At 67.5% G+C, this 20,610-nt stretch carries 22 protein-coding genes; 20 read left to right on the plus strand and 2 right to left on the minus strand.

Annotated features, from left to right (window positions below):
* The first annotated feature begins 3 nt into the window (after window positions 1-3).
* The 12 genes from ACP156_RS13035 to ACP156_RS13090 all read left to right on the plus strand — a co-directional run bounded on the left by ACP156_RS13035 (window position 4) and on the right by ACP156_RS13090 (window position 12,062).
* Complete coding sequence (locus tag ACP156_RS13035) at window positions 4-810, plus strand: (2Fe-2S) ferredoxin domain-containing protein (RefSeq protein WP_425051763.1); 807 nt, start codon at window positions 4-6, stop codon at window positions 808-810.
* A gap of 13 nt (window positions 811-823) precedes the next feature.
* A complete protein-coding gene (locus tag ACP156_RS13040) occupies window positions 824-2,362 on the plus strand; it encodes an ABC transporter substrate-binding protein (RefSeq protein ID WP_425051764.1) in 1,539 nt (512 codons plus the stop codon).
* A 4-nt stretch (window positions 2,363-2,366) separates the two neighbouring features.
* Window positions 2,367-3,308 carry an ABC transporter permease gene (locus tag ACP156_RS13045; RefSeq protein WP_425051765.1) on the plus strand — a complete coding sequence of 314 codons (942 nt, stop codon included), beginning with the start codon at window positions 2,367-2,369 and terminating at the stop codon, window positions 3,306-3,308.
* Window positions 3,305-4,195 (plus strand): ABC transporter permease, encoded by an 891-nt coding sequence (locus ACP156_RS13050; protein WP_425051766.1) that lies wholly within the window; start codon window positions 3,305-3,307, stop codon window positions 4,193-4,195. Before ACP156_RS13045 ends, ACP156_RS13050 begins: the two co-directional genes overlap by 4 nt.
* Window positions 4,192-5,622, plus strand: coding sequence for an ABC transporter ATP-binding protein (locus ACP156_RS13055; RefSeq protein ID WP_425051767.1), 1,431 nt, complete (start codon window positions 4,192-4,194; stop codon window positions 5,620-5,622). Before ACP156_RS13050 ends, ACP156_RS13055 begins: the two co-directional genes overlap by 4 nt.
* Before the next feature lie 111 nt (window positions 5,623-5,733).
* A complete protein-coding gene (locus ACP156_RS13060; protein ID WP_425051768.1) occupies window positions 5,734-7,257 on the plus strand; it encodes an ABC transporter substrate-binding protein in 1,524 nt (507 codons plus the stop codon).
* Between the two features lie 2 nt (window positions 7,258-7,259).
* Window positions 7,260-7,943, plus strand: coding sequence for an ATP-binding cassette domain-containing protein (locus ACP156_RS13065; protein ID WP_425051769.1), 684 nt, complete (start codon window positions 7,260-7,262; stop codon window positions 7,941-7,943).
* Window positions 7,937-8,668 (plus strand): ABC transporter ATP-binding protein, encoded by a 732-nt coding sequence (locus tag ACP156_RS13070; protein ID WP_425051770.1) that lies wholly within the window; start codon window positions 7,937-7,939, stop codon window positions 8,666-8,668. The genes ACP156_RS13065 and ACP156_RS13070 overlap by 7 nt, the downstream gene beginning before the upstream one ends.
* A complete protein-coding gene (locus ACP156_RS13075; protein ID WP_425051771.1) occupies window positions 8,665-9,600 on the plus strand; it encodes an ABC transporter permease in 936 nt (311 codons plus the stop codon). The genes ACP156_RS13070 and ACP156_RS13075 overlap by 4 nt, the downstream gene beginning before the upstream one ends.
* Window positions 9,593-10,396 carry an ABC transporter permease gene (locus tag ACP156_RS13080; protein ID WP_425051772.1) on the plus strand — a complete coding sequence of 268 codons (804 nt, stop codon included), beginning with the start codon at window positions 9,593-9,595 and terminating at the stop codon, window positions 10,394-10,396. Before ACP156_RS13075 ends, ACP156_RS13080 begins: the two co-directional genes overlap by 8 nt.
* On the plus strand, window positions 10,393-11,304 hold the full coding sequence (locus ACP156_RS13085; protein ID WP_425051773.1) for a DMT family transporter: 912 nt from the start codon (window positions 10,393-10,395) through the stop codon (window positions 11,302-11,304). Before ACP156_RS13080 ends, ACP156_RS13085 begins: the two co-directional genes overlap by 4 nt.
* Window positions 11,301-12,062, plus strand: a complete 762-nt coding sequence (locus tag ACP156_RS13090) for a class I SAM-dependent methyltransferase (RefSeq protein ID WP_425051774.1) — start codon at window positions 11,301-11,303, stop codon at window positions 12,060-12,062. Before ACP156_RS13085 ends, ACP156_RS13090 begins: the two co-directional genes overlap by 4 nt.
* A gap of 43 nt (window positions 12,063-12,105) precedes the next feature.
* On the opposite strand, the gene ACP156_RS13095 is transcribed toward ACP156_RS13090, so the two are convergent.
* Together ACP156_RS13095 and ACP156_RS13100 are read right to left on the minus strand one after the other, a co-directional pair.
* Window positions 12,106-12,615 carry a DUF3299 domain-containing protein gene (locus ACP156_RS13095; protein ID WP_425051775.1) on the minus strand — a complete coding sequence of 170 codons (510 nt, stop codon included), beginning with the start codon at window positions 12,613-12,615 and terminating at the stop codon, window positions 12,106-12,108.
* Between the two features lie 34 nt (window positions 12,616-12,649).
* Window positions 12,650-13,696 carry a hypothetical protein gene (locus tag ACP156_RS13100; RefSeq protein ID WP_425051776.1) on the minus strand — a complete coding sequence of 349 codons (1,047 nt, stop codon included), beginning with the start codon at window positions 13,694-13,696 and terminating at the stop codon, window positions 12,650-12,652.
* Window positions 13,697-13,956: 260 nt separating this feature from the next.
* Between ACP156_RS13100 and ACP156_RS13105 the strand changes: the two genes are divergently transcribed.
* From ACP156_RS13105 to ACP156_RS13140, 8 genes are all read left to right on the plus strand, one after another.
* On the plus strand, window positions 13,957-14,358 hold the full coding sequence (locus ACP156_RS13105) for a Fur family transcriptional regulator (protein ID WP_425051777.1): 402 nt from the start codon (window positions 13,957-13,959) through the stop codon (window positions 14,356-14,358).
* A gap of 127 nt (window positions 14,359-14,485) precedes the next feature.
* Entirely contained in the window at window positions 14,486-15,226 is a 741-nt protein-coding gene (gene aztA, locus ACP156_RS13110; protein WP_425051778.1) for a zinc ABC transporter ATP-binding protein AztA, read from the plus strand.
* Entirely contained in the window at window positions 15,223-16,092 is an 870-nt protein-coding gene (locus ACP156_RS13115; protein ID WP_425051779.1) for a metal ABC transporter permease, read from the plus strand. The genes aztA and ACP156_RS13115 overlap by 4 nt, the downstream gene beginning before the upstream one ends.
* 11 nt (window positions 16,093-16,103) lie before the next feature.
* A complete protein-coding gene (locus tag ACP156_RS13120; RefSeq protein ID WP_425051780.1) occupies window positions 16,104-17,249 on the plus strand; it encodes a metal ABC transporter solute-binding protein, Zn/Mn family in 1,146 nt (381 codons plus the stop codon).
* Window positions 17,250-17,285: 36 nt separating this feature from the next.
* Window positions 17,286-18,386 carry a CobW family GTP-binding protein gene (locus ACP156_RS13125; protein ID WP_425051781.1) on the plus strand — a complete coding sequence of 367 codons (1,101 nt, stop codon included), beginning with the start codon at window positions 17,286-17,288 and terminating at the stop codon, window positions 18,384-18,386.
* Window positions 18,383-19,024 carry a DUF1826 domain-containing protein gene (locus tag ACP156_RS13130; RefSeq protein WP_425051782.1) on the plus strand — a complete coding sequence of 214 codons (642 nt, stop codon included), beginning with the start codon at window positions 18,383-18,385 and terminating at the stop codon, window positions 19,022-19,024. The genes ACP156_RS13125 and ACP156_RS13130 overlap by 4 nt, the downstream gene beginning before the upstream one ends.
* Before the next feature lie 41 nt (window positions 19,025-19,065).
* A complete protein-coding gene (locus tag ACP156_RS13135; protein ID WP_425051783.1) occupies window positions 19,066-19,686 on the plus strand; it encodes a DUF1007 family protein in 621 nt (206 codons plus the stop codon).
* A complete protein-coding gene (locus ACP156_RS13140) occupies window positions 19,677-20,606 on the plus strand; it encodes a nickel/cobalt transporter (RefSeq protein WP_425051784.1) in 930 nt (309 codons plus the stop codon). Before ACP156_RS13135 ends, ACP156_RS13140 begins: the two co-directional genes overlap by 10 nt.
* Window positions 20,607-20,610 lie beyond the last annotated feature (4 nt).

Here is a 20,610-nt window from a genome sequence, read left to right on the forward strand (position 1 = left end):
GCAATGGCGAATCCAATTCCCGATGAACGTCCCGGACCTTCGGAAACGAAGGCCGGCGAAGACTGCATAAGACCCGAGGACAGGCCGGACGCGGTCCTGTTCCTGTGCTCGGCCCATAATCTCAGCCGCCGAAGCCTTGAACGGCTTGAAGCGGCCTGCGCGGCGGCGACCTATCTGCCGCACCGCATGATCCGGCTGGAAGAACGCGGCGACGGGCTGTTCGCCGCGCTGGACGGGCTGCGCGACGCTGGCCACAGCGTTGTCAGGGTGCAGCCGGTGGGCATGCCGTTTCCAGAGAGCCTGACCTCGTGGCTGCCGGGCGTGCTGGCGCATTGGTCCGCGCAGCCGGGCAATGGCGATGTGCGCCTGTTCCTGGGCCCCGAACCAAGCCGGACAGGCAACGGCATGGCGCGCCTTCTGTCAGAGACGCTGTCACTGGCGCCGCGTGCCGTCGAAGGGACGGCGCCTCGGCTGGGCAAGCCCGGCTGGGACATGCCGCCGGATTTCGATTTTCACCTGCTGGTCTGCACCGGCCCGCGCTGTCACATGCGCGACGCCGCCAGCCTGACGCATATCCTCAAGGAGGAGTGCGCCGAAGCGGGGATCGCCGACCGCTGCCTGACGACCCGTACCGGCTGTATCTTCCCCTGCAACAAGGGGCCCGTCGTCGCGCTGTATCCGATGGGCCATTGGTTCCAGCTTCCCGACCGCGCGGCCGTGCGCCGCTTTGTCCGCGAGGTGCTGCTTGGCGGCGGCACCCTGCGTGACTTCCAGTTTCACACCGCGCGCCTTGCGCAGTCCCACTCCTGAAAGAGAAATCCCGATGACCAAACGCCTTTTCGCGCCTGCTCTCCTGTCCGCCGCGCTGGTGGGACTGCCCCTTGTCGCTGACGCGCAGGATCAGCTGATCCGCATTCTGACCTCGTTCAAGATCGACAGCATGGACCCCGACAGCGAAGGGTTCTGGATGCAGGAATTCGGTGTCGCCGAACTGCTTATGGAATTCCAGCCGGACGGCAGCATTGCCCCGTGGCTTGCGAAAAGCCTGACGCAGGTGGACGACCTGACGTGGGTGATCGCATTGAACGAGGGCGTCACCTTCCATAACGGCCGCGCGCTGGATGCCGCCGCGGTGATGGAGGTGATCGACTACCGCCGCGCCAATTCGAGCGGCGTGCAGGGCGTCGTGCCCGAGGCCACAGTGTTCGAGGCGACCGGACCTTTGGAAATCACCGTGCGCAGCGCAGCCCCGCTGCCCGAACTGCCGAACATTCTGGCGCACGAGTCCTATTTCCTGATCTACGATCTTCCGACCGTCACCGCGGCCGGGGGCGACTGGGAAACGCTGGAAGGCGCCGGCATCTATACCGGCCCCTACGAGGTCGAGGACCTGAACGACGAGCAGCTGGTCGCGACCCGCAATGACGACTACTGGCGCGGCGCGCCCGCGATGCCGGGTGTCACCGTGGGCTTCGTCGGCGACATCAACGCCCGCGCGCTGGCGATCCAGAATGACGAAGCGGACATTGCGCTGTATCCGCAGGTCTCGGCCAAGCCGGTCTATGACGCCACGCCGAACGTGAACCTTGCGCTGGGCCCGATCTCGGCGGGCGGCTTCGTCGGCTACATGAACACCGCAGAGGGTCCGCTGACCGATGTCGCGGTACGGCAGGCTGTCATGAAGGCGCAGAACTATGCCGAGATTGCCGGAGCGGTATTCCGGGGAGCGACTGCCGAGGCGGTCGGGCTTTACACCGAGACCTTCCCTTGGGCCGTCGCCAACTACGAGTTCGACGCGGCAGAGGCGGCGTCGCTTCTGGATGCCGCCGGCTGGACGCTGGAGGGCGACACGCGGATGAAGGACGGCGAGCCGCTGTCCCTGACCCTTGTGATCTATCCGCAGCAACCCGATCTCGTGCCGCTGTCCAACGCGATGCAGGCGTATCTGCGCGACATCGGTGTCGCCTCGGACATCGTGTCGGTCGACTCGGTCAACGACGCTTTGAAAGCGGGATCGCTCGACTGGGACATCGCGCTGCTGTCCAACGGCACGGCGACGGTGGGCGCGGTGCAGGGCTTCCTTGCGCGCTACGTCCTGACCGGCGGCGACCGGAACTATGCGAGCTATTCCAATGCAGAGATCGACGCGCTGGCAGAGGAACTGAACGCCACCGCCGATACCGGCCGCCGCTACGAGATACTGGCCGAGATCCAGCGCATTCTTGTCGAGGACGATCCCTACGTCTTCAACCTGACGATGCACCGCGAACGCGCGCTGGCGTCGGACGCATGGTCGACCTACGTGCCCGGCGTCGCATGGCGTCACATCGGCTGGCAGACCCGGCCCGATGCGCTGAAATAGCGCGATGCTGGCTGCGGCCCTGCAACGTATCGCCCAGGCCGTGCTGACGGCCTTGGCCGCCAGCCTTCTGGTCTGGGCGATGCTTCCGCTTGCGCCGGGCGACCCGGCGTATCGGATCCTCAAAGCGCGGGCGCCGCAGCATGAACCCCTGCCGGCAGAGATCGAGCAGATGCGCGAAGACATCGGGCTCGACCGTCCCTTGCCGGTGCAATACGCAAGCTGGCTGGGCAAGGTCGTGCAGGGCGATCTGTCGGTGTCTTGGCGCAGCGGTCGCCCGGTGGCCGAGGAGATATCCAAGCGGCTCCCCGCGACGCTGACCTTGCTGGGTCTGGCGCTGGTGATCTCGGTCGGCTGCGCGCTGGCTCTGGCGCTGATCTCGGCCCGGTTCCGCGACCGCTGGCCGGACCGCGCGATCCGCGCCTTTTCCCAGATCGGAGCGGCTTTGCCGACATTCCTGTTCGCCCTGCTGGCGTTGCAGTACATCGTGGTCAACGCCGGGGTCGGCAAGGTTCTGTCGGGGGGCGCGTTGGCTTATGCGGTCCTTCCGGCGCTGATCATCGGAGTGGACCGCGCGGCGGGCTGGACGCAGTTGATGCGCGCGTCGCTGATCGAGGTGATGGACAGCGGCTTTGCCCACGTGGCCCGGGCGCGCGGCGCGGGCGAGACCCGCATACTGCTGCGCCACGGCCTGCCCAACGCGCTGCTGCCTTTCCTGACCGCGATCGGCGTTTCCGTCGGCGCGCTGCTTGGCGGCGCACCGATCATCGAGGCGGTCTTCACATGGCCGGGTCTTGGCAGCTACGCGCTCGAGGCGCTGTCGGCCCGGGACTTTCCCGTGGTGCAGGCTTTCGTGCTGGTGTCGGCGCTGATGTATGTGGCGGCGGCCTTGCTGGTCGACCTTGCGGCGATGGCCATCGATCCGCGACTGCGGGAGCCACGCCGATGACGGTGGCAGAAACGCTTCTCAGTCCCGGTCGCCCGCGCGATCCGGTCACCGCCACGGACCGCCGGTTCCTGCGACGGCTCTGGCGACATCGCAGCGGGCGCGCCGGGCTTTGCCTTGGCGCGGTCCTGCTGCTGTTTACGCTGCTTGGCGCCATCTGGACCCCGTTTGAGCCGGACTGGCCCGACTATGGCGCTGCGCTGCAAGGTCCGGGCTGGCCGCATCTGCTGGGCACCGACGTCACCGGGCGGGACCTGCTGTCACGGCTGATGGACGGAGCGTGGCGTTCGCTTGGTGCGGCGTTGGCCGTGCTGGTGTCGATCTTCGCGATCGGGCTTGTCTACGGGACCCTGGCCGGGTTGGCAGGCGGAGTGGCCGACGCGGTGATGATGCGCTTCGCCGATGTGATGATGAGCCTGCCGGGACTGGTGCTGGCCTTCGCCGTCATCGGCATCCTCGGTCCGGGTTTCGGCAACCTGCTGATCGCGCTGATTATCGCCGACTGGGCGTGGTATGCGCGGCTGGCGCGGTCGCTGGCGCTGTCGGCACGCGACCGGCCCGATGTGATCGCGGCCCGCATGGCCGGTGTGCCGCACCGGCGCATCGTGGCCGGGCATGTCCTGCCGGGCATCGCGCTGCATCTGGGCGTGGTCGCCTCGCTGGCTCTGGGTGGCATGATCGGTGCGATCTCGGGGCTGTCCTTCCTTGGGCTGGGCGTTCAGCCGCCGCATGCAGAGTGGGGCGCGATGCTGTCCGAAGCGCGGCTGTATTTCGTGGTCGCCCCGTGGCTGCTGTTGGGGCCGGCGGCGATGATCCTGCTGTCTGTGCTGTCGGCCAATCTGATCAGCCACGGTCTGCGCGACGTGCTGGCCGTCGAGGGCCGCAGATGAACGCGCTGCTGGACGTGCAGGATCTCACGGTTGCCTACGGTGCCGACACGGTGGTCGACGGGGTGTCCTTCGCGATCGGGCCGGGGGAATGCGTGGCGCTGGTCGGCGCGTCCGGGTCGGGCAAGACGACAATCGCCCGGGTGCTGACCGGGATGCACGACACATCGGCACGCGTGGCGGGGCGTGCGATGTTCGACGGCACGGACCTTGTGACCGCAGACGTTTCGCACTGGCGCGCGCTACGCAGTGCGGGCATCGGCTATGTGGCGCAGGACCCCTTCGCCGCCTGCGATCCGCTGCGCCAGGTCCAAGACCACGTGGCCGAGGCGTGGCGCGCGCGGGGGCTTCGGGTCGACCAGACCACGATCCTTGACCGGCTGTCCGCCGTCGGTATCGCCGAACCGGGCCGCCAGTCGCGGCTGGCGCCGCACTGCTGGAGCGGTGGAATGCTGCAACGCGCTTCCATCGCGGCTGCGTCCGCCCATCGCCCGCCGCTGATCGTGGCGGACGAGCCGACCAGCGCGCTGGATACAGACCGTGCCGACGGGGTTCTGTCCACACTGCGGGACAGCGGCTCTGCCATCCTGCTGATCAGTCACGACCTTGGCCTGGTGCGTCGCCACGCCGACCGGATCGCTGTGCTGGACAATGGCCGGATCGTCGAAACCTGCGCCGCGAACCGTCTGGACGGCGCGGGCCATCCGGCCACGCGCGCGCTGCTGCGGTCTCAGGACGTCGCCGTGCCCAACCGCAGATCGCCGGGCCATACACTTCTGTCGGCGCGCGACGTGACGCGCAGCTATGGACCTGACCGCCCGGCGCTTCACCCGGTCTCGGTCGAGATCGGGAAGGGGGCGGCGGTCGGTGTGATCGGACCGTCCGGCGCGGGCAAGTCGACGTTGCTGCGCCTGCTGGCGGGGATCGAAACGCCCGACAGCGGCGCCATCGACCGGCATCCCGATCTGTCGCGTCCGGGCGCCATCATGCCGATCTTCCAGAACGCCTCGGCCAGTCTCGATGCCCGCTGGCCTGTCTGGCGCTCTGTGACCGAGCCTGCGGCAGCGCGCCGTCGCCTGCAACGGAAGGTCCGCAGGGAACTGGCGCGTGAATTGCTGGCGCGGGTCGGACTGGACGGCATCGACGCCGACGCCCGGCCGCAGGAATTGTCGACCGGTCAGTGCCAGCGCGTCGCCATTGCGCGCGCCCTGTCGGCAGAACCGCTCTTGCTGGTTGCCGACGAGCCCACAAGCGCGCTTGATACCTTGTCGCGCCGTCGCATCGCGGACTTGCTGCTAGAGGCGCTGGAACAGGGCATCGGCGTGATCGTCGCGACCCATGATACCTGGCTGAGCGCTGTTCTTGGCTGCACCGAGGTTCGCGTTCGCGCGCAAGGGGCTGGTTTCACTGAGCCGATGAAGCGGCCATGACCGGGGTGCGGTATCCGGGATCGGGAAATATCGTATGAAAAGGGTCGGGAATGTTGACGCCCCTTCGCGGTACACCTAACAGGAATGTTATAACATAACGGAGAGAATCGCGTGCTTCGAACTGTAGCCTTCGCCGCCTTGACGGCGCTCACCCTGCCTCTGGCGCAGCCTGTGGCCGCGCAGGATGGCAACCTGACGATCGCCTATCTCAGCGGCCCGACCGCCGATGTCCCCGATCCGCGCATCCGCTACAACGGCTGGATGTCGAACCAGATGGGCGTGACAGAAACGCTGATGGGGCTGACGACCGGGATGGAGCTGTATCCGCGCCTTGCGGAGAGCCTCGATCAGGTTGACGACACGACGTGGCGGGTGACGCTGAAAGAGGGCCTGCAGTTCCACGACGGGTCGCCCGTGACCGCGCAGTCGGTGATCGACAGCTTCGGCCCGATCATCGATCCCGACTCGGAGTTCTACAATCCGCGCAATGCCGGTCTTCTCGGGATCGAAACCATGCAGGCCGAGGGCGATCTGGTTGTGACCTTCACCACCTCGGAACCGAACGCCGCCTTCCCGTGGATCCTGACCGAGCCGGGCGTCGTCGTCCTTGGCGCGCCGTCCGAGGACTTCCCGATCAACGCGACCGGGCCCTTTGTCTTCCTCGAAGCGGTGGCGGACCAAAGCTATACCGTCGCCGCCAACCCGGATTACCGCGATGGCGTCCCTGCGATGGCAGAGGTCACCGTCCGGGCGGTCACGGACCCGGCGGCGGCCGCGCTGGCCTTCGAAGCCGGCGATATCGACCTTGTCGTCAACTACCCCGAAACCGACTTTGAGCGCATCACGGCGGGCGACGCGCAGGGGCTGACGGTGCCGACGGTTCAGCTGTACTGGCTGGACATCGACGCGACGAACGGACCGATGGCCGATGCCCGCATCCGCCGCGCGGTCTCGCTGGCCATCGACCGGCAGGGCATCGTGGACGCCGCGCTTTCGGGTGTCGGTGGTGAACCGGCGGGCACGCTTTACCCCGCCATGATGCCCTGGGCCGCCGACATCGCGCCGACCTACGACCCCGCCGCCGCCGAGGCGCTGCTGGCAGAGGCCGGTGCCGTGAAGGAAGGCGGACAGTGGATGCTGGACGGCGCGCCTTTGCGGCTGGATATCGTCACCTACTCGTCGCGCGCCGCGCTGCCGCCGACGGCGGAACTGATCCAGGCCTACCTGATGGCGATCGGGATCGACGCGCGCGTGTCGATCGGCGAATGGGGCGCCAACAACGACGCCATCGCCTCGGGCGCCGCCGACATGCACCTGCAGGCATGGGGTGTCGCACCCTCGGGCGATCCGGCCTATTTCCCGGGCGCGGTTCTGGCCAGCGACGCCGACAGCAACATCGGCGGTTATTCCAACCCCGAACTGGATGCGCTTCTGGCCGAGGGCCGGCAGACCTTCGACTTTGACGCACGCCTTGCGATCTACGAGCAGGTTCAGGCGATCATCGCGGAAGACGCTCCGATGATCCCGGTGTTCCACGGCACGCAGGTCACCGTCGCCCGCGCCGGGCTGGAAGGCTTCCTGATGCACCCCGCGATCACCTACTGGCTGTCGCCCGAGGTCCGTTGGGCGGACTGAGCGTGACCCTGCATATCAAGGGCCTGTCCGCGATGCGGGCGGGCCGCACCATTCTTCATCCAACTGACCTGAGCCTGCCGGCCGGCGGCCGCATCGGGCTTGTCGGTCCAAGCGGATCCGGCAAGTCGACCCTGTGCCACGCGCTGATCGACCGCCTGCGGGCGGAGGGCATCGCCGTGGCCCACGTTCCGCAAAGCCCCGAAGAGGCGCTGGATCCGCTGCGGCGGCTGGACTTTCATTGGCGGCAGGCAGAGCGCGCGCTTGGGCTGGCGCCGGACCCCGCCCGGCAAGGGGCGATCCTGCGCGCCCTCGGGCTGGAGGGACGGCCGCTGAATGTCCGGCCCTGGGGCTGGAGCCGGGGCATGCAGCAGCGCTTTGTCATCGCGCTGGCGCTTCTGGCGCGCCCGTCGCTTCTGATCCTCGACGAGCCGACCTCGGCCCTTGATCCGGTGATCGCCGCGGCGACGCTGGAACTGGTCGAGGCGCATGCCGCCGAGACCGGTACGACGCTTCTGATTGTGACGCATGACCTTGGCCTTGCCGCCGCGCGGGCGCATCGGCTGCTGGTGCTGCACGACGGGCGTATCGTCGAGGATGCCGCGACAGGCGACCTGCTCGCCCGCCCCGAAAGCGCCCCGGCGCAGGCGCTGGTGGCGCATCGCAACTGGGCAGAGCTGCCATGCTGAAGGTCGACCGGCTGACGGTGCACCGTGGCGGACGCGCGGTGCTGCAGGACATCTCGCTGACGCTTCAGCCCGGCCGCACGCTTGCGGTGCTGGGAGAAAGCGGGGCGGGGAAATCCACGCTGGTCGCGGCGGTTCTGGGCCTGCTGCGTCCGGAGCGCGGTAGCGTGACATGGAACGGCGCGCCGATCGCGCGGGGCGGCTCGGCGCTGGTGATGCAGGAACCGCGCGCGGCGTTCAATCCGCGCCTGTCGCTTCGGCGGTCCGTTCTGGAGCCGTTGCGCGCCAAGGGTCTGCCGGACGACCCGAAGCGGATCGCGCGACTGTGCCACGGGCTTGAGCTGGACCCGGCCTGCCTTGATAGGCGGCCCTATCAGGTCTCGATCGGGCAGGCGCAACGTCTAGGCGTGCTTCGGGCGCTGATCGCGGCGCCGCCGCTGATCCTTTTCGACGAACCGCTTTCGGCGCTGGATGCCGTGACCCAGAAGCACACCGCGCGGCTGATCTCGGCCCTGCAACGCGAGGAAGGTTTCGCGGCCCTGATCGTCACCCATGACCTTGGCTATGCCGCCGCCCACGCCGATACCGTCGCCGTGCTGCGCGCCGGCGTGATCGAGGAGGCGGCGGAAGCGGCCGCGTTCTTCGGCGCACCGCAAAGCGCCTATGGCCAACGCCTTGTCGGCGCCGCGGTCTCGCTGGGCGCATTGGAGCGGCGCGCGGCGGCATGAAACAGATCGCGGAACTTCTGCTGCGGGCCGCGGTGGTGCTGTCCGGCACGGCCATCGTCACCTTCACGCTGCTGTGGCACGCGCCGGGCGATCCGGCGCTGACCATCGCGGTGGCGCGGTACGACTCGGTCGTCTCGGCGGATATCGTCGACCAGATCCGCGCCGAGGCCGGGCTGGACGCCGGGTTCTGGACCGCCTTCACGCATTGGGTGGCGCCGTTGCTGTCCGGCGACCTTGGCAACTCGTCGGTCTCGGGCCGCCCGATCTGGCCCGAACTGCGGACAGCCATCCTGCTGACCCTGCCGCTGGCGTTCATCGGGCTGGGCATCGGGCTGGCGGTGTCGATCCCGCTGGCGGCGCTGGCCGTCCGCCATCCCGGCGGCTGGGTGGACCGCGGGGCGGTGGCCCTGGCCTCGCTGGGCGCGGCGATGCCCGCCTACTGGCTGGCGCTGCTGCTGATCCTGTGCTTCGCGGTCAAGCTGCTGTGGCTTCCGGCGACCGGGGCGGGAACCGCGCGCCACCTGATCCTGCCCGGCCTGACGCTTGGGCTGGGCGTGGCGGCGTCGCTGACGCGCATTCTGCGCTCGGCCCTGCTGGAAGCGCGCGACGCCCCGTTCCTGCCCGCGCTGGCGCGGCGCGGCGTGGGTCCGCGCGAACGCGCCCTGTCCCACGTGGCGCCGCATGCCGCGATCCCGGTGCTGACGGTGCTGGGGTTGGAACTGGCCTTTCTGCTGGAAGGCGCGGTGATGATCGAGGTGATCTTTGCCCGCCCCGGGCTAGGCGGCTTCCTGATCCACGCGATCCAGGCGCGGGATTTTCCCAAGGTGCAGGCCGTGGTGATGCTGACGGCGCTGGTCTTCGTCGCGGTCAATCTTGCAACCGACCTGCTGTACCGGCTTGTCGACCCGAGGATCGGAGCCCGCGATGCGTGACCTCTGGCCCGTGCTTTGCGTGGCGGCGGTGTTGGCCGCCCTTGCCGTCTTCGGCCCGTTCCTTGCGCCGAATTCGCCCATCGCCATCGACATCCCGAACCGGCTGGCCCCGCCGGGCGGCCAGTACCCGCTGGGCACCGACGCGATGGGGCGCTGTATCCTGTCGCGGCTGCTGTACGGCGCGCGCTGGTCGCTGGGGCTGGCGTTCCTTGTCTCGACCATCGGTCTTCTCGCGGGAAGCCTTGTCGGTCTGCTGGCCGCGATGGGCGGGCGGACGGCGGACTGGGGCGTGATGCGTGTCACCGACATCTTCCTTGCCTTCCCCGATCTTGTCGCCGCCGTGGTGATCGCCGGTGTGCTGGGGGCGGGAACGGGAAGCCTGATCTTCGCACTGACGGTCACCGGCTGGATGCGCTATGCCCGCGTGGCGCGCGGCATCGGCCTTGGGCTGGAGACGCGCGGGCATGTGGTGCAGGCGCGGCTGGCCGGTCTGTCGGCCCCGGCCATTGCCCGCTGGCATTATCTTCCGGCGCTGGTGCCGTCGCTGACGGTGGTCTGGACCGGGATGCTGGCGCGCGCGATCCTTGGCATTTCGGCGCTGGGCTTTCTTGGCTTCGGTGTGCAGCCGCCGACATCGGAGTGGGGCACGATGCTGCTTGACGCCCGGGTGCACATCCGGTCGACCCCATTGCAGATGATCTGGCCCGGCATGGCGGTCGTCCTGTCCGTCCTGGCCATCAACATCGCCGGCGACATGCTGCGCGACGCCTTGACCGAAAAGGAAGCGCCCGCGTGAGTGCAATTGATACCCCTGCCGATATCCCGCTTCGCGGCATCCTGCTGCGTCTGTTTTCGGGGTTCCTGTTCGCAGGGATGGTCGTGATGGTGAAGGCGCTGAGCGAGGACGTGCCGCTGGGCGAGATCGTCTTCTTCCGCTCGGCATTCGCGCTGATCCCGCTGGTTGTCTTCCTGCGGATCCGCGGCGAGTTCCCGGCCGGGCTGCGCAGCAAGAGACCGTGGGGTCACGTGGTGCGTTCGGGCTTCGGTGCGGCGGCGATGTTCACCTCCTTCGCGGCCATCGCCCGGCTGCCGGTCGCCGAGGCGACGCTGATCGGCTACCTGTCGCCGGTGCTGACCGCCGTGGCGGGCGTGGTGCTGCTGGGAGAGCGGGCGACGGTCTACCGGGTCGTCGGCGTCGCGCTTGGTCTTGCCGGGGTCGCGGTGCTGGTCTGGCCCGAGCTTGGCGGCGGTCCGGCGGACGCGCGGCGCCTTACGGGGCTGGCGCTGGGCGTGGCGACGGCGGTGCTGACCGCGATGGCGCTGGCGATGACGCGCAGCCTTGCCCGCAGCGGCGAAAGCCCGGGGGCCATCGCCTTCTACTTCGCGCTCGCCTCGGCGGCGGCGGGGCTGGCGACGCTTCCCGGCGGCTGGATCATGCCGTCCATGCAGACGCTTCTGTTCCTTGTCATGGCCGGGATCATGGGCGGCTTCGCCCACATCGCGATGACGCTGGCCTTCCGCTATGCCGAGGCGTCGCGGCTGGCGCCGTTCGAATACGTGGCGCTGATCTGGGCCGTGCTGTCGGACCTGCTGATCTTCGGCCTGCCGCTGTCGCCGATCTTCTTCCTTGCCCTGCCGCTGCTGCTGGGCGGCGCAGCGGTCGCGGCCATGGAGGGCCGCCGGAGGAAAGGTGTGACCGCATGACGATCCAGAACTTCGATCTCAAGGAACAGGTTCGGGCCTACTGGACAAGCCGCGCCGACGGGTTCGACGCTTCGCCCGGGCACTGCATCCGTACCGAGCGTGAATTCAGGGCCTACGAACAGTTGATCCGCCGCCATGCGCCGGGTCTGGTCGGGGGCGACGTACTGGACGCCGCCAGCGGGACCGGCGAGGTCTCGCGTCTGTTGCGGCGGCTAGGGTGCCGGGTGACAGGGGTGGATCTGTCTGAGCGGATGGTCGAACTGGCCCGCACGAAGCACGAAGGCGACCAGGGCGTGCGTTTCACCGAAGGCGATGCCGAGCGGCTGATGTTTCCTGACGCCAGCTTCGACGGTGTGATCTGCCGCAACCTGCTTTGGACCCTGACCGACCCCGAAGCCGCCTTTGCCGAATGGCGTCGCGTGCTAAAGCCCGGCGGCACGGTCGTCGCGTTCGAGGGGAACTGGATGCAGCCCGATCGTCTGGCGCTTTTCCTGCGAAATCTGTCGCAGCGCCTTGGCCGGAAGGCAGAGGTCGACAAGCCGGATTTCACCTCGATCCTCGAACAACTGCCGTTTCGCGAAAGCCTCGCGCCCGCCGATGTGACGCCGCGCCTGCTGGATGCCGGTTTCAATCAGCCGGAGTTCCATGCCATCGGCCGCGTCACCCGAGCGCAACTTGCGCGCGGCACCTGGGCCGAGCGACTGTCGCTTATGTCCTTCGCAAGGGGCCGCTTCATGCTGGTGGCGCGCCGCCCGTAAGCCATGAACGTCGGTCGCGGGAAAAGCGGCGCTTTTCCAGTTTTCAATCGTAGGGTTCGATCCGTTCCGCTGTCAGCGCATAACCGACTTCGGCAAGCTGCGTGCCCGTGGCCGCCGCTCCGAACATGCCGGTTACATAGACCGCCTCGAACAAGCCGGCGCTTTCATAGGGTGTCTCCGTGGTCACGAAGACAAGCTGGTTTGCGGGCGGTGGCGGCACGTGGATGCAGGCGCCCACGAAGGGCGCGAGGATGAAGGCGGTGATCCCCGTCGCCTCGAAATCAAGCGGAACGATGAACCCCGGCAGGCGGACCATGCGACCGTCGTAGGCGTCGGTGACGCCGACCGCTTCCGGCTGAACGAAGCCGGTCGACAACTGCTCGTGCTGGACCACACCAAGGTCGCGAAGCCTGTCGAGCCCGGTGATCTCTTCGCCTTCGGGGATCAGATCGTTCCACGTGAGATCGATGACATCGCCAGCCGCAAGACCGGCGGCCGGAACGAAGGGCAGGGCGGTCAGGCTGGCGATCAGTCTGCGGCGGGTGACGGTCATGGGGCGGTCCTTGTTGTGTCTTGCAGCCGACGGATCACTGCGACGCGTTTTCCATTTGCATCGAGAGCGCGACATACTGGTTGACCGCGAAGAGGTCGGCGATCTCCTCGAACTTGTGAACACGCGCCGCCCTGGCCATCGCGTCGGCCTGGCTCCAGTCGCCCTGAAACCCGAACTGCCGGGCGACGGCGGGGGCGAGCGTCGGCTCGCCGTCCAGCACGGCCGACGTCGTCATGCGCACGGTCGCGGCGGTTTCGGGGTCTCCGGCGCGCGAGATGATCGCGAAGGCTTCCAGCATCTTTTCGCGCGTTGCCAGCGGCAAGCCTGTGTCGCGAAGGTAGGTGGTCTCGATCCGGCCGACCGCATCCGTGCCCTGCATCTCCAGCAGCGCGATCACGTAGGCGCCCAGATATGGCAGATCGCGGGACGCGTTCGCCGCAAGTTCATCGACGATGACGCGCTGGGCATCCACGTCGCCGGACAGACCCGCAAGCAGGATCAGGATCGGCCGCATCATGTCGTCGGCCGCAGCGACTTCGGCAAGGGAGACGGTGTGCGAAAGATCCAGGGCCCGCAGCACGGAATAGTCAGCGCGGTCAAGTTCCAGCAAGGCCCAGCGCCGCAGTTCCGCAGAGGGGTGATCCAGAAGGTCGGCGAAGAACTGGAACCGCCCCACGTCCCCCTCCCGCGACCACTCAGGAAGCTGCGGAACGATGCGCTGGATCACCTCTTGATAGTCGGCGTCCGCATAGGCCACCCGGAACCACGGCTCGGTTTCGGCAACCCGGACCATCAGCAGCGCGTCGCCCGGGCTGGCAAGAAGCCGTGCCCGCGTCATGGCGTCCGGGACCGGCAGGGCCGGGTCGGTCAGCGCGGGGCCAGCCAGCCTGCGGACGATCCGCAATTCGCCGCCGCTGCCTGGATCGGGTCGGGCGAACACGATGCTTTGGCTGGCAAGCATCTGATCGACCGGCGTCGGATCGGGAATGTAGTTGTGGAACGCGCAGGCCACCGCGTTTGTCGTGGCTAGCGTGCCGACCAGAAGGGCGGCGCACAGGGTCTTGAGGAAGCGTGCGATCATCCGTGACCGGGTCTTCGTTGAAATGGCGTTGGTCTTTGACATCCCTATGCCCTCAATGCGGCGTCGATGCGATGGGCCGGACCACGGTCGTAACCGGATCGGCATCGGCCGCACCTTGCAATACCGTTCAGTATACCGCGAACACGGCGTCCGGATAAGCCCGCGATGGCCACATCCTCGTGTAGTTGGCATCAGTCTGCGGGTTGTGTGATGTTATAACATACACTACAGTGCCGCCAAACGACGAGCGGAGACGACGGATGGCCCGGGCGGGTGAGAAGATGCAGGCGGATGTGCTGGCGATACTGCGGCGACGCGGTGGTCCGGTTTCCGCCTACGAGGTTCTTGCGGAACTGCGCCGGGACAACCCCAAGCTCGCTCCGACCACCATTTATCGTGCGCTGTCCGCGCTGGGCGAGATGCGGAAGGTCCACCGGCTTGAGTCGCTGAATGCCTACATGGCCTGCAAGTGCGACCAGCATCAGCACGCGGCGATCCTGTCGATCTGCGAAGACTGCGGCTCGGTCGAGGAAAGCGTTGCGCCAGAGTTGCTGAAGCGGCTGACCCGGATTGCCGGGAAATCCGGCTTCGCTCCGACGCGGCACGTCATCGAGGTACACGGAACCTGCGCTTCCTGCGGAACGGGGCAGGCGCCGGCATGAAAAGCAACGGTTCTATGCTGCGCCTGCTGCTTCTGGGCGCGGGCCCCCGACTTGCGGGTGCGGCGCTTGTGGTCGCTTTGCTGTGGGCGGCCTTCCTGTGGGCGACCGCGACGCCGGGGGCCCTGTGATGCCGGCGCTTGTGTTTCAGGATCTGACGCTGGGCTACGACCGGCATCCGGCGGTGCATCACCTTCAGGCAGAGATCGCCGAAGGCAGCCTGACCGCCATCGTCGGCCCCAATGGCGCCGGCAAGTCGACGCTTCTGAAAGGCGTGACTGGCGCGCTTGCGCCGCTGGACGGCAAGGTCTCGTTCGGATCGATGCGCCGCGAGGACATCGCCTATCTGCCGCAGCAGTCGGAAATCGACCGAAGCTTTCCGCTGACCGTTGTGGACCTTGTCGCAATGGGACTGTGGCGCGAGACAGGACCGTTTCGGGGGCTGAGGCCACGCCACCGCGACCGGATCGCCGCCGCCATTCAGGCGGTCGGTCTGGAGGGCTTCGAGCGGCGCGCCATCGGGGCCTTGTCGGGCGGACAGATGCAGCGGGCGCTGTTTGCGCGGCTTCTTTTGCAAGACGCGCAACTGGTGCTGCTGGACGAACCCTTCACGGCCATCGACGCCCGCACCATGGCCGACCTGCTTGGCGTCGTCCGCCGCTGGCATGACGAGGGCCGCACGGTGCTTGCCGTCCTGCATGACTTCGATACGGTCCGGGCGCATTTCCCGCGCACGATGATGCTTGCGCGGGAACTGGTCGCCCACGGGCCGACCGAAATGGTGCTGACGGCCGAGAACCAGTTTCGCGCCCGGCAGATGTGCGAAGCCTGCGCCGGACCGCCGCACGTCTGCGGACGCAGCGCCGCATGATCTGGGATGCTGTGATCCAACCCTTCGCTGACTTCGGTTTCATGCGTCGGGCGCTGCTGGGCTGCGTTACCATTTCCGTGGGCGCGACGCCCGTCGGCGTGTTCCTGATGCTGCGGCGGATGAGCCTGACCGGCGACGCGATGGCGCATGCCATCCTGCCGGGCGCCGCGGTGGGCTATCTTGTGGCGGGGTTGTCGCTGGGCGCGATGACCATCGGCGGGCTGATCGCCGGGATGGCGGTCGCGTTGCTTTCGGGGTTCGTCACCCGTGTCACCGCGCTGCGCGAAGACGCGAGCCTTGCTGCCTTCTACCTGATCTCGCTGGCGCTGGGCGTGCTGATCGTCTCGACACGCGGCAGCAACGTCGATCTGATGCACGTGCTGTTCGGCACCGTTCTGGCGCTGGACAACGCCGCGCTGACGCTGCTGTGCTCGATCGCCAGCCTGTCGGTGCTGACGCTGGCGCTGTTGTTCCGGCCGCTGGTGCTAGAATGTGCCGACCCGCAGTTCCTGCGCTCGGTCAGCAGTCTCAGCGCGGTGACCCACTTCACCTTTCTTGCGCTGGTGGTGATGAACCTTGTCGGCGGCTTCCATGCGCTGGGAACGCTGATGGCGGTGGGCATCATGATCCTGCCGGCCGCCGCCGCCCGGTTCTGGGCCGCGGGCATCGGCGGCATGATCGCCGGTGCGGTTGCTATCGCCATGCTGTCCAGCGTCAGCGGACTGCTTCTGTCCTATCACTACAGCCTTCCCTCCGGGCCCGCGATCATTCTCGTGGCCGGCATCTTCTATGCCGTGTCGCTGGTGTTCGGTCCGGTGGGCGGGCTTGTCGCGCAGGCCCTGCCGCGCCGCCATTTCGAAGTCTGAAAGGAAACTCCATGACCACGCGCAGAACACTTCTCAAGTCTGCTACCGCCATCCTCACCCTGTCTCTGGCGATCCCCGGCGCTGCGCTGGCGGATACGCCGAAACGCGTGGTCGCAACCTTCTCGATCCTCGGCGACATGGTCGAGCGTATCGGTGGCGATCATGTCGAGGTAACCACGCTCGTCGGCCCGAACGGCGATACTCACGTCTATCAGCCCACACCGCAGGCCGCCCGCGCCGTCAGCGAGGCCGAGATCCTTGTGGTCAACGGTCTGGAGTTCGAGGGTTGGCTTGACCGGCTGACCGAGGCTTCGGATTTCTCGGGCGTGCGGGTGGTGGCCACCGACGGGATCGAAGCGATTCCGTTCGACGACGACCATCACGACCATGACGAGCATGCCGAGGGCGAGGACCACGACCACGAGCATGAGGAGCATGCCGAGGGCGAGGACCACGACCACGACCATGACGAACATGCCGAGGGCGAGGACCACGACCATGAGCATGAGGAGCATGCCGAGGGCGAGGATCATGAGCACGAGCATGAAGAGCATGCCGAAGGCGAGGACCACGACCACGAGCATGAGGAGCATGCCGAGGGCGAGGGCCATGACCATCACCACCACGGTGCCTTCGATCCGCATGCTTGGCAAAGTCTCGACAACGCTGTGATCTACGTGGACAACATCACCGCCGCGCTGGCAAAGGCAGACCCCGAGAACGCGGCGACCTTCTATGAAAACCGCGCCGCCTACGTCGCCGAGATCGAAGCGCTGGATGCCGAGATCCACGACATCGTCGCGGCCCTGCCGGAAGACCACCGGACGGTTGTCACGTCGCACGACGCCTTCCAGTACTTCGGACGCGACTATGGCCTGACCTTCCTTTCGCCGCAGGGCCTTAGCACGGAATCCGAAGCCTCGGCTCAGGACGTTGCCGGGCTGATCGAGCGCATCCGCGAGGAAGGAATTTCGGCCGTGTTCCTCGAAAACATCTCGGACGGACGGCTGCTGGAGCAGATCGCAAGCGAGACAGGCGCCACGATTGGCGGTACGCTGTATCCGGGCGCGCTGTCGGAAGCCGATGGCCCGGCGCCGACCTATCTGGACATGATGCGATACAACGCGAACACGCTGGCCGAGGCGCTGGGCCACTGAGCCCAGCCGCGGGTTGACCGACCGGAGAACGGAAAAATGAGCATGGACTTCAACGACATGAGGGTTCCGGTCACCCTGCTGACCGGCTTTCTCGGTGCCGGCAAGACAACGCTGCTGAACGCCGTGCTGGCCGATGCGTCGGCCGGCAAGATCGCGGTGATCGTGAACGAGTTCGGCGAGGCCGGGCTTGATCACGACCTGATCGAGACGACCAGCGAAGAGATCGTGCTAATGCAATCGGGCTGCCTGTGCTGCTCGGTGCGGGGCGACCTTGCGCGCACGATGTCCAGCCTCATCGGTCGGCGTGACCGCGGCGAACTGGACTTCGAGCGCGTGGTGATCGAGACAACGGGGCTGGCCGATCCGGGGCCGATCCTGCAGACGCTGCAGGTCGACTATGTCCTGACCCGGACCACCCGGATGGACGGGGTCGTCACCGTGGCCGATGCAAAGAACGGGCCCACGACGCTGGACGCGCAGTTCGAAGCGGTATCTCAGGCGGCGATGGCCGACCTGATCGTGCTCAGCAAAACCGATCTGGTGTCGCCGGAAGACCTGCGCAGCTTCGAGGCGCGGCTGCGCGCAATCAACCCGTCCGCTCCGATCGTCACCGCGATCCGCGGCAAGGGTGCCTCCGCGCGGCTGTTCGGACTCAGCGGCCTGCGCCGGGGCGTTGCCCCCTCTGACGCGGTGGCATGGACCTCGGTCGCGGCGCCGGCCCCCGATCCGTTGGCGAACCTGTCAGGGCTGGGCGGCGCAAAATCCGAGCCCGCGCCGGTGTCACCGCACGATGCGCGGATCGGCAGCGCGTCGATCACTCTGGACCACCCGATCCCGGATGTCGTGTTCGACCGTTGGCTCGACACCCTTGTCTCTCTCCGCGGAGAAGACATTCTGCGGGTGAAGGGCATCGTCTTTCTGGAGGGGATGAACGCGCCCTTCGTGTTCCATGGCGTGCAGCAGGTCTTCGACCCGCCGGTTCCGGTGCTGAACTGGACCGGGGGAGATCGTCGTTCGCGGATCGTTGTCATCGCGCGCGATATGTCGCGACCGGAACTGCAGCGTAGCCTCGACATGCTGCGGGCGCATATTCCACAGACCGATGCCGAGCCGGTCGACGGTGCAGGTCCGCCGTGAACGCACCCGGACTGTCCCTTGCCGCGCGGACCGGGCTGCGGGGCGTTTCCATCGTCGACACGCCGGACGCGCTGGCGGCGATCCACCGCCCGGACTGCGCCGCCGCGATCTGGCGCCGTCAGCCGGTTGCCGGTTTCAGCGACTGGATCGACGGTCTCGAGCCCGAGCAATTGCCCCGCGCGCGGATGATCCTTAGGCCGGAAGGGGTGCGCGCCGCGCTGTGGCAGTTGTGCGAGTCCGCCGGGACCCCCGACTGCGATTTCCGCCAGATGCTGGTCGAGGACGCGGCGGCGCTGGCCGCCATCTTCTCTGGGCTGATGGATGCGCGGTATTTGCGGGTGCGGCTGGACGTGGTGACGACGAACGCGTGCCGCAGGTTCCACGTCGACGCGATCACCGCGCGTCTGGTCTGTACGTACCGTGGTTCCGGCACCCAATACGGGCGGGGCGGGCAGGGCCGGGACCCTGAGCGCATCTTCGCCGTACCCGCTTGCACACCGATCCTGTTGCGTGGCACCCACTGGCCGGAATTCCCACGGGCCGGACTTCTGCACCGTTCGCCCCCGATCGAGGGCAGCGGAGAGACGCGTCTTCTGCTGGTGCTCGACCCCGTGGACGACCCGGAGGACAAGGTTTGACGCCACGGTTCCGCAGGCAGACCCTTCGTGCGGCGACGGGTTTGATCTGCCTTCTTCTGGCGGGGCAGGCGTCCGCGCACCCGCATGTGTTCATCGACGGCGGCGTCGATTTCCGCTTCGGCCCCGACGCGAAGCTCGAGGCGCTGGAGGTCTCGTGGCGCTACGATGAATTCGAGACGCTTTACACGCTGTCGGCGCAGGGCCTCGAATTGAACGACGCAGGCGGGCTGGACGAGGAAGACCGGTTGGCCCTGGTGCGGCAGCTTAGCGAATGGCCCGAGGATTTCGACGGCTCGGCGCACCCGGTCGTGGATGGCGTGGCGATCCCGCTTGAATGGCCCAGCGATCTGGACGCGCACCTGGTGGACGGTCGCCTGCAACTGACCTTTGTTCGCAGGCTCTCGACGCCGCTGGACATGCAGGGCCGCGAGATCGACGTCTCGTTCCACGAATCCACGTATTTCTTCGCCTTCTCCGTCACGGACCAGCCCGACCTTTTCGGTGACCCGGGACCGTGCTCCGCGCGGGTCGTGGATTTCGACCCCGACAGCAACTCTGACGAACTTGCAAAGACGCTTGCCAAACTCGGCCGCGAAGAAACGCCCGAGATCGCGAACGTCGGCGCGCTGTTCGCGGACCGGATCGTGGTGCGATGCGACTAGCCGTTGTCATCGGTGTCTGCGTTCTGGGCGTCTTGGCTGTGCTGCTGGTGCCGGACCTGTCGTGGCTGGCGCGTTGGGCGGTCGAACAGCAAAGGGCCTTTCAGAACGAGATGGCCGGGGCGGTGCGTGCGCTTCGCACCGGCAGTCCGGGCGCAACCGCCGCGCTGCTGCTGGCCGCCGGGGCCTATGGCTTCGTCCACGCGGTGGGGCCGGGCCATGGCAAGTACCTGATCGGGGGCGTGGGTGTCGGCTCGGGCGTTTCGATGGCGCGTCTGCTGGGCATTGCCATCGTGTCGAGCCTCGCGCAGGCGGCGTGGGCCATCCTTCTGGTGTATGGCGGCTTTGCGGTGCTGGAGGTGTCGGCGCGCAGCGTGACCACGCTTGCGGAAGACTATCTTGCCCCAGCAAGCTATCTCGTGATCGCCTTGATCGGCGTCGTTCTGGTGTGGCGCGGTCTGCGCGGATTTGCCCGGCAGGCGAACGCAGGCCACGCGCACACGACCAGCGACGGCGGCCACGACCACCACCATCACGCCGAAGGCGAGGCGTCCTGTGCCTGCTGCGGTCACGCCCATGGTCCGACGCCGGAAGAGGTCGCCGCGCTGGGCTCGATGCGCGACACGCTCGTCCTTGTCGGCAGTATCGCCGTGCGCCCCTGCACCGGCGCGATCTTCCTGCTGGTCATCGCATGGCAGATGGACATCCGCGCCGCGGGTGCGGCTGCCGTGATCGTCATGGGACTTGGCACCGCGACGCTGACCAGCCTTGTCGCCGTCTCCAGCATCGTCGCGCGCGGTCTTGGCCATGCCTCGGTCAGCCGCTTTGGCGCGGCTTCTCGGATTGGGCCCGCGTTGCAGATCCTCGCAGGCGGTTTCGTGGTTTGGATGAGTCTTGTCATGCTGGGTTACGCGGTGGGGTAGGCGC

Source organism: Psychromarinibacter sp. S121 (assembly GCF_049801035.1).
GTDB lineage: Bacteria > Pseudomonadota > Alphaproteobacteria > Rhodobacterales > Rhodobacteraceae > Psychromarinibacter.

Bases quoted from the DNA above. Each gene is read 5' to 3' on its own strand.
- ACP156_RS13035 (WP_425051763.1), top strand. From the start codon at position 4: ATGGCGAATCCAATTCCCGATGAACGTCCCGGACCTTCGGAAACGAAG.
- ACP156_RS13040 (WP_425051764.1), top strand. From the start codon at position 824: ATGACCAAACGCCTTTTCGCGCCTGCTCTCCTGTCCGCCGCGCTGGTG.
- ACP156_RS13045 (WP_425051765.1), top strand. From the start codon at position 2,367: ATGCTGGCTGCGGCCCTGCAACGTATCGCCCAGGCCGTGCTGACGGCC.
- ACP156_RS13050 (WP_425051766.1), top strand. From the start codon at position 3,305: ATGACGGTGGCAGAAACGCTTCTCAGTCCCGGTCGCCCGCGCGATCCG.
- ACP156_RS13055 (WP_425051767.1), top strand. From the start codon at position 4,192: ATGAACGCGCTGCTGGACGTGCAGGATCTCACGGTTGCCTACGGTGCC.
- ACP156_RS13070 (WP_425051770.1), top strand. From the start codon at position 7,937: ATGCTGAAGGTCGACCGGCTGACGGTGCACCGTGGCGGACGCGCGGTG.
- ACP156_RS13075 (WP_425051771.1), top strand. From the start codon at position 8,665: ATGAAACAGATCGCGGAACTTCTGCTGCGGGCCGCGGTGGTGCTGTCC.
- ACP156_RS13080 (WP_425051772.1), top strand. From the start codon at position 9,593: ATGCGTGACCTCTGGCCCGTGCTTTGCGTGGCGGCGGTGTTGGCCGCC.
- ACP156_RS13090 (WP_425051774.1), top strand. From the start codon at position 11,301: ATGACGATCCAGAACTTCGATCTCAAGGAACAGGTTCGGGCCTACTGG.
- ACP156_RS13095 (WP_425051775.1), bottom strand. From the start codon at position 12,615: ATGACCGTCACCCGCCGCAGACTGATCGCCAGCCTGACCGCCCTGCCC.
- ACP156_RS13100 (WP_425051776.1), bottom strand. From the start codon at position 13,696: ATGATCGCACGCTTCCTCAAGACCCTGTGCGCCGCCCTTCTGGTCGGC.
- ACP156_RS13105 (WP_425051777.1), top strand. From the start codon at position 13,957: ATGGCCCGGGCGGGTGAGAAGATGCAGGCGGATGTGCTGGCGATACTG.
- aztA (WP_425051778.1), top strand. From the start codon at position 14,486: ATGCCGGCGCTTGTGTTTCAGGATCTGACGCTGGGCTACGACCGGCAT.
- ACP156_RS13115 (WP_425051779.1), top strand. From the start codon at position 15,223: ATGATCTGGGATGCTGTGATCCAACCCTTCGCTGACTTCGGTTTCATG.
- ACP156_RS13120 (WP_425051780.1), top strand. From the start codon at position 16,104: ATGACCACGCGCAGAACACTTCTCAAGTCTGCTACCGCCATCCTCACC.
- ACP156_RS13125 (WP_425051781.1), top strand. From the start codon at position 17,286: ATGAGCATGGACTTCAACGACATGAGGGTTCCGGTCACCCTGCTGACC.
- ACP156_RS13140 (WP_425051784.1), top strand. From the start codon at position 19,677: ATGCGACTAGCCGTTGTCATCGGTGTCTGCGTTCTGGGCGTCTTGGCT.